Raw genomic sequence first — 7,174 nt, 5'->3', positions numbered from 1 at the left:
TTGAGACGAAAGATATAATTGCAAATCCCTCAACCTATCAAAAATCCACCCTTTTTTGATAATGTCTGCGAATGTTTCAAATCGAAGTTAATGCATTGCTATGCCCCAACTAAGTATTGAGCTTAGACTTTTTCCAATTGATGAATCGAGATAGTCTGGTAAGTTCAATCAATTCTTCTCTTTCTGAAACCGATGGTAAGTCTTTTATCTCAACATACCCAATATCTAAAGCGTTTGACTTTTCACCCAGGATATTGTCGAGCACCAGGTAAGTGGCAGTCAAGAAATCATCTTCGATATCTGAGTTATAATTTTCAATATATATTCTTAGGCCTACTCTATTCAGATCGTTTTTATTATTAAGAGGAATGAAATACATATCTTTCGGGCTCAAGATTATATTGTTGTATTTAGTAGTAGGGTAGTCTTCTTTCACTGGCTTAAAGGCGATTACATTCCAGTGCTCTAATTTAGGGGCGTTTTCTACTAGCGTTTCAACCTGGTTAAAAAAATCTACATCCCCCTCAGCTGTAATAATTAAATCCTGCTTTTCATCCGGAAAACCTCCTACTTCAAAAAATAAGTGGTCGCAATATTCATGTAGATGTGAAAGAAAATCCTCCAATAACATTTCTTTCTCGTAATCATCATTAATTTGATTTAGAAACAAATACCTGGTTTCGTTCTCTTTGAACCAGTCCCAAAATTGTTGGTCTTTAGCCATAACTTAGATTTATATGGAGTGCTGACTTGCTATTTTTAAATGATACAGCCAGATTTATCTGTCTTTCAAAGATACTAAATTCTTAAATAACCCGATGATGAATGAAATATACGCCATAACATTGCGTGAAACACAGATAATTGGGCATTACTGCGCAACTACCAGTTTCTCACACGTTTTTCTCAGTTCGCAGGCGGTTATCAACTGTGAACGCTATATTTGGTACTAATGAAATCAGCAATAGCCAACGCATCAATATCAATTTTAGCCTTGTTGTTAATAGGATTGGGTTTTTGCTGTTTATCAAAGGCATGGACGGTTACCAATGGATACGGGACATTGTATTTAATTAGCGGTTTTATAGCTGGTGGAACTGGAGTCGGTCTGTTTATTTATCTAATAACAACCGCGCAGGAGTAAGGAATAAAAGCTATCGTTTCATCGCTTCTACGAAGCTTTACTGCAAAGACCATCGTAAGCTTTATACTAATGATAACGGTTGCTTGCATACAGTCCAAACTAATTACTTATGGCGGATAATAATCTTGAGCTTGCACATATAAATCAATTTATCAAATTGACGGGATATCCAGTTTCCGCTAAAGTCTGCCCTGAGCCAGATCCTGATTTTAGAATTGAACTGGAAGAGAAATTCATTGGCATAGAACATACTCGCTCATTCCTTCCAAAAGATAGCAAAGGAGATGATCTCACCAAACACAGAACAACCGGCAATAGAATTGTGGCAAATGCAGAACGGATGTTTAAAGAAACACATAAAGAAAAGCTTACCGTATATGTTAATTTCTTCTGTCCCTATGGATTGAGTATCCCATCTAATATGCTAACAGGTAAAGACGAAAAGTATTGTCTGCGTTCCTGTTTAATTTCGCCAAGAATAACATTCCTAGCTACAATAGCACGGCAAAGTTTGAAAACTTCAACATGGAAACAGGCGAGCAGCAACTTCAAGATAAGATTACCCATATATCAAAACTTATTTATAATCAGTTAATTAACATATTTTTTGCTAGTTTTACTAAAACATTTCTATGATGGTCAGAACAGGGATAATTCGCTAATATAATAGATTTGCGAAAATCGGTATTATTGAAGACGGCAACAAACAAAGAATTAAATTCTATTCTAATTTAGATACTTTATCCTTTAAAATTGGTGACCTCGTTCATTTCGAGATTAACCTGTCCTGAACAAAAGATATATTGAAGTTGGTGCTTTTGTTACCGCTAATATAATAGATTTGCGAAAATCGGTATTATTGAAGACGGCAACAAACAAAGAATTAAATTCTATTCTAATTTAGATACTTTATCCTTTAAAATTGGTGACCTTGTTCATTTCGAGATTAACCTGTCCCAGAATGGCCTATATGCAATTAATGTTTTGAATATAATCGAGATAAATGGCATATAGGTCAATTTGAGTTAAACCAATCTCATTCCGGTTGGGTCACCTTGAGCTGTAAAATCCTCAATTAGTTCTTTTTTTGAGACGGAAAATCCTTAAGTACTACTCTAATTTACATCACCGACCAATACTGCTTTCAAAAAATTCTCTTTAGTATGTATTGATTGTATTTGAGTAACATTATAATTACACTTTCATCCATCTAGGAATAAAGTCGAAAAGTTATAAACTTATAGCGTTTTATTGGGTATTCTCATCGATTTTTTACTCATCCACCTTTTTTATCGTTCTATTTATTTACCCTCAGCTTTGGGTAAATAAAATTTATCAACAGCTGCAAAAGAGCATATTACACCAATAAAAAGCACAAACGATCTAACCCAATTCATATTGCTCCATTCAGAGGATAATATCTTAAGGGTTTCTGTATCTGGTGTCGGTTCAGACATCATCAGGTCCGTCCTAGGATGAAAGTAGGTGAAAGAAAACACATCTCCCAATACATAACAAATTAAAGCGACCCCTAGATGGAGCCTAATGTATTTTGATTTTTGCCAGCATAAGATCAATGATAGTAATGTCAAAACCTGGGTTACAGGAGAAAATAATCTAAAGAAATTTCCAGGATTTATAGTCTTAAAAAAGACTTTCGCTGCTAACACGGAATTAGGGATATCACTTGCCGTAGCATTTGCAATAATCAGAGAGTTGAAAATATTTGCGAATAAGACTCCGCACGCTAAGGCAACTGAACTTAGCAAGATTACTTTTTTCATGATTTACGATTTCGATAATTTGAAATTAGTTAAAATATTTAACAGTTTAAAAATCAACGTTCCCGATAAATTGAGATGATGGTCAATTGAGCGAACAAACCCCGGGTATCAGAATTTAATTCAATTGTTACCGTTCAAGAATGTGCTTATTAAATGTTTTATCTTGTGAGACAATTTTTCTCTTGGCCGTAATTGGTGCAATTAAACTTACAGCTAAAAGAAAAATATGCATAGGGGATGAATACTTTCGTTTTTTGAGGCAACTATTTAGTTTTTCCCTGGTGTTCTATTTATATAATAACTTACAATCATATGATTGCTTTGGTTGCAAAGTTTAGGTAATGAGCTTTAATTCTAGTTAATGCATTTATTTTGACATAATATTTTCTAAAGATGATAAAACCGACTATAAAGTTATAGAGGAATTGAATAACAAAAGTTGTAAGTAAATGAGTAAAAATGCTATTCATAAGGAAAGAAAAACCAAATTATATATCCATCCAGATATTGCAAGCAAGATTTACTATATTTAAATCTTAGTTATAACAATTAAATAGCAGACAGTCCAATCTTTAAATATTTAAGTTATGAAATTCGGTCAATTTTTTTTGGGTTTAATAGTTGGTGGGATAGTTGTTTTTTTATTGTTAAAATACAGTACGAATGCTATGAATTCTCCAGTCATAGCCCGAGAAACATCAGCTGACACCCTTTCCGCATCAGGAAATTGGATGTGGCCAGATAGCTTGGATGCCATGGTAGCTGCACCAAGTAATCACAGTTTGGTTTATGAAGACAGCAATGTTCGAGTTTTGATGGTAAAACTTGATAGTTAGAAATCTGAACCAATTCATACTCATAAATGGAGCAGCATAATGTGGATTGCTAAACCTATAGTTCCATGTCAAATAACCAATTATAAAAAAGCTAATGGAAAGCTAGTTAAAACAGATAGTTTGTTAATTAAGGAAATGCCAATCAATTTGGGCCAATTAATCGGGCCAGAAGCTCCAACTTCCATCACTAATCAAAGCAATTCGAATGGTGAAGCGTACAGAATTGAATTTAAAAAAGACTTTAAAAAATAAATTCTTTTTAACGCTTGTTTCCACTATTCTTTTTTGTGGCAATAGAGCGAACTTTTGTTGAAACTCAGGCGTAAGTAGCCTAGGAAATCAATATTTTCGTTTTCTGAGACAAATTTGAAAACTCCTAGCAGGTCGATTTTCTTCCCTTCCAATATTAGATGTATATATTAATACAAAAATAGGTAGGCAACCTACCGAGTGCATACAACGAGATAAAATCTTGTTATCGGTAGTTTTCTAGTTGCGTCAGTGAATCGTTGTCCGTTGTGCTTTTATCTTCTTAGCCCAGCACTCATAAATAGGATACCAAACATGGTCACCGTTAGAGCCATTGCTAAGCAATACTAATCCACTTTTTGTCGGTAAATGCAAAAACATGGCAGCGCTCCAGCCTTCGTTCTCACCGGTGTGTCCAATCGTTCGAAAATTGTCATAATTCAAAAACCGGTATCCAAGACCACTTTCTCCTTCATTAGATGATGGGAGAATAGGTTGTTCCATTAATTGTATTGTCTCTGGTCTCAAAACATTGTGTAATTGCCTGGAATTAGTTGTAATAGATAATTCGGCGAAGTGGGCTAAGTCTACCACCGTTGTTTGTAATCCTGCTGCTGCCTGTTCTGTAAATATTCTATTTTTTATCGGATTACCCAAAGTGTCGTAAGCGGTTGCAGAACTTTTCATCATTTCTTCTCTCCATTCATAACTTGTATGATTTAATCCTAAAGGTTTGAAAACATTTCTTTTCATGTAGCCTGCAAATTTTTCTTTTGTCTTTTCTTCAAGAAGTAACTGCGCAAGAGTATAACCTCCTCCAGAATAGTCCCATTTTGTTCCTGGCTCGTTTATAAGTCGTACACTTTCTCGGTTTCTTTTTGTTTTACCATCAAGAGATTCCTCCAAACTTAACAATTGTGTTCCCTGTTCAACGCCTCCGTAGCCATGTACAGAAAGTCCTGCTGTATGACTTAATATTCTTCGTAGTGTTACCTTTGATACATCATATGAAGATTTGGGTAATTTCCAACGGGTTAAAGATTGATCAACAGGGTCATCTAATTTTAAAAGCCCTTTTTCTGTCAACTGCATAAATCCCCACGCAGATATTACTTTGGATATTGAACCAATGTTAAAGATTGTCTGAGCAGTTACAGGTTTTTTATTTGCCACATCAGCATATCCAATACACTGTATCCATGCAACTTTTCCGTTTTGGATAACAGCCACTGCCATCCCAGGAACATTGTTCTTTTGGGTGAGGTCTAAACCAAGTCTTTGGATTTCGTAATAGAGTGAGTCTGATTTTTCGTGTACACCATTTTCTTTAATGGTCTCTTTCGTTGTCGAGCAAGAAAAGAGAGTTATAATAAACGCTACAAATAAGAATTTAAATTTATTAATGCTCATTTACGCTTCCATTTATTTTGTAATACTTTATGGCCTCAGTAAATATACTGTTTTAAGTAAAGATAGGATCTAAGAATGACCGCTAACGCAACATTCGCTGGTTTTATCACCCTTCTTTTTGTGAGACATTTTCAATTTGTGCTAATTGTTATTTAAAGCTTATAGCTGAAAGTAATACATATGAATACGGATAACATCTATTGTAAAATAAATACGCGGAGACTATGACTTTCGGCCACAGTCCCTTATCGCATTTATTGAATCATTCGAAGGTAAGCATTCGAAATACGTTTTGCATGCTCGGACCGGCTGCACGAATACCAGTCATGACTTCGAAACTGATCGTAATGATTTTTTAACCTTGTTTACCATGGAATGCATATCAGAATTATTTAACAATTTGGATTTCCCTGAGATTTCTCAACGTCAATGTCAGAAACAGTATGGTGAGCAAACTCAATGATGCCAATCTTGTCCAATCTTTAATGGTATCTGGCGTAAATGCCTCAAGTTTAGTGGAGCTTACCTTAGTTGTTTCTATTCCATGTTCTAAAAATATTGCAGGGTAAAACTGTAGTCTGGTTTTCTCGTGAAAAGATCGGTATGCTTCCTGGAATGCGAGATGAGCATTCAAATCTGTTCCGGCAACCTCATCGATTCCCAGTTGAGTTTGAACGGTTGGTAGAAAAAGTGCTGCAATTGAAGTAAAATGCTGCCTTAGCTTAAGCTTTTGGGCTACTGATTTTCGGCTTTCAAAAGCCTGATCATCGCCCATCTGCTGCATGCCATAATACCAAAACCAGCTAAACGTCTCATCAGCGGGAAATGGATATTGCTTCAATTGAGGGTAATGCTCAAAAAATGGTTTCATGGTGACCTCTTTTGGCATGTCCCATTTTTCATGGTAACCCTCACGCTGATTGATCACATTTTGCAGCGCTTCGGGAACTGAATATCTCTGGGTTAGTGCCAGATTCAAACTGGCGGGCAATACCACACATAATAATACCCACATGGCAACCAAAACGGAAGCGTTGTAGCTGGAAGACTTGCTTAAACTAACCACAAAAAATGAAACGGCGAACCAAAAGGCGAGGTACAGCCAGGTAATAGCGGTTACTGCAAACAAATTTTGATCAATCGGCAAATGAAGGAATATTAGGGCGGCTAAAAACAAAACGATAGAAGTTAAGTAAATCGTCACCATCCTGACCATAAATTTTTTCCAGATTAACTTAGAAAGTTGATTTGTCTGGGATTTCAAGAGTGGCCAGATTCCCGACTCACGCTCTTCAGCGATTAAGTTGTACACTAGAGCAATAATTACCAATGGAAAAAGATAGATGAACACGAAACTCAGATCCATATTGCCAAATAATAAGCTCACAGGATTGCTGATTTCGGTATCATAAAGTTGGCCTTCCAGAGCCAGCATCGTGGCAGAAATGAGGTATGGATTTACATCCCGCTGGCCATTGGCAAATGCTGCCCATGGCTGAGGTACATTAGCCATTGAAAACTTATTGTGAAAAAAGAAAAGGCCAATGTCATTACCAAAGTGTTTTACATTATTTTGGGTATTCTTCTGCTGCAGCACTGCGGCCTTTTCGATTGCCCGGTTTTGCTTATCGATAAAGGTTTTGCCAAAATACAAGCCAGCAAATCCGGTAACCAGCAACACCAATATGCCAATCCATGCTGAAGTACTTCTGAAAAAAAGTTTGAATTCTAAATTATAGGTATTTTTCATT

Annotated in this window: 6 protein-coding genes; 2 read left to right on the top strand and 4 right to left on the bottom strand. The window is 35.9% G+C overall.

Annotated features, from left to right (window positions below):
• Positions 1–109: 109 nt before the first annotated feature.
• Complete coding sequence (locus ASG14_RS07465; protein WP_056870448.1) at positions 110–724, bottom strand: hypothetical protein; 615 nt, start codon at positions 722–724, stop codon at positions 110–112.
• 529 nt (positions 725–1,253) lie between these two features.
• Between ASG14_RS07465 and ASG14_RS07460 the strand changes: the two genes are divergently transcribed.
• On the top strand, positions 1,254–1,739 hold the full coding sequence (locus ASG14_RS07460) for a hypothetical protein (protein WP_056870447.1): 486 nt from the start codon (positions 1,254–1,256) through the stop codon (positions 1,737–1,739).
• Between the two features lie 706 nt (positions 1,740–2,445).
• Here the strand turns inward: ASG14_RS07460 and ASG14_RS20015 are convergent.
• Positions 2,446–2,928 (bottom strand): anthrone oxygenase family protein, encoded by a 483-nt coding sequence (locus tag ASG14_RS20015; RefSeq protein ID WP_082491438.1) that lies wholly within the window; start codon positions 2,926–2,928, stop codon positions 2,446–2,448.
• Positions 2,929–3,515: 587 nt separating this feature from the next.
• On the opposite strand from ASG14_RS20015, the gene ASG14_RS07450 reads away from it, so the two are divergent.
• Positions 3,516–3,764, top strand: a complete 249-nt coding sequence (locus tag ASG14_RS07450) for a hypothetical protein (RefSeq protein WP_056870445.1) — start codon at positions 3,516–3,518, stop codon at positions 3,762–3,764.
• 498 nt (positions 3,765–4,262) lie between these two features.
• Here the strand turns inward: ASG14_RS07450 and ASG14_RS07440 are convergent, their stop codons facing one another.
• Positions 4,263–5,423: a serine hydrolase gene (locus tag ASG14_RS07440; protein WP_056870443.1), complete on the bottom strand. Its 1,161-nt coding sequence runs from the start codon at positions 5,421–5,423 to the stop codon at positions 4,263–4,265.
• Between the two features lie 388 nt (positions 5,424–5,811).
• Positions 5,812–7,173 carry a DUF3526 domain-containing protein gene (locus ASG14_RS07435; protein WP_056870442.1) on the bottom strand — a complete coding sequence of 454 codons (1,362 nt, stop codon included), beginning with the start codon at positions 7,171–7,173 and terminating at the stop codon, positions 5,812–5,814.
• Between the last annotated feature and the right edge of the window lies 1 nt (position 7,174).

Source organism: Pedobacter sp. Leaf194, assembly GCF_001423945.1.
GTDB lineage: Bacteria > Bacteroidota > Bacteroidia > Sphingobacteriales > Sphingobacteriaceae > Pedobacter.
Note: the sequence above shows the minus strand (reverse complement) of the source record. Positions and strands in the feature narration are given on the sequence as shown.

Coding starts and splice junctions, on each gene's coding strand:
- ASG14_RS07465 (WP_056870448.1), bottom strand. CDS start 724: ATGGCTAAAGACCAACAATTTTGGGACTGGTTCAAAGAGAACGAAACC.
- ASG14_RS07460 (WP_056870447.1), top strand. CDS start 1,254: ATGGCGGATAATAATCTTGAGCTTGCACATATAAATCAATTTATCAAA.
- ASG14_RS20015 (WP_082491438.1), bottom strand. CDS start 2,928: ATGAAAAAAGTAATCTTGCTAAGTTCAGTTGCCTTAGCGTGCGGAGTC.
- ASG14_RS07450 (WP_056870445.1), top strand. CDS start 3,516: ATGAAATTCGGTCAATTTTTTTTGGGTTTAATAGTTGGTGGGATAGTT.
- ASG14_RS07440 (WP_056870443.1), bottom strand. CDS start 5,423: ATGAGCATTAATAAATTTAAATTCTTATTTGTAGCGTTTATTATAACT.
- ASG14_RS07435 (WP_056870442.1), bottom strand. CDS start 7,173: ATGAAAAATACCTATAATTTAGAATTCAAACTTTTTTTCAGAAGTACT.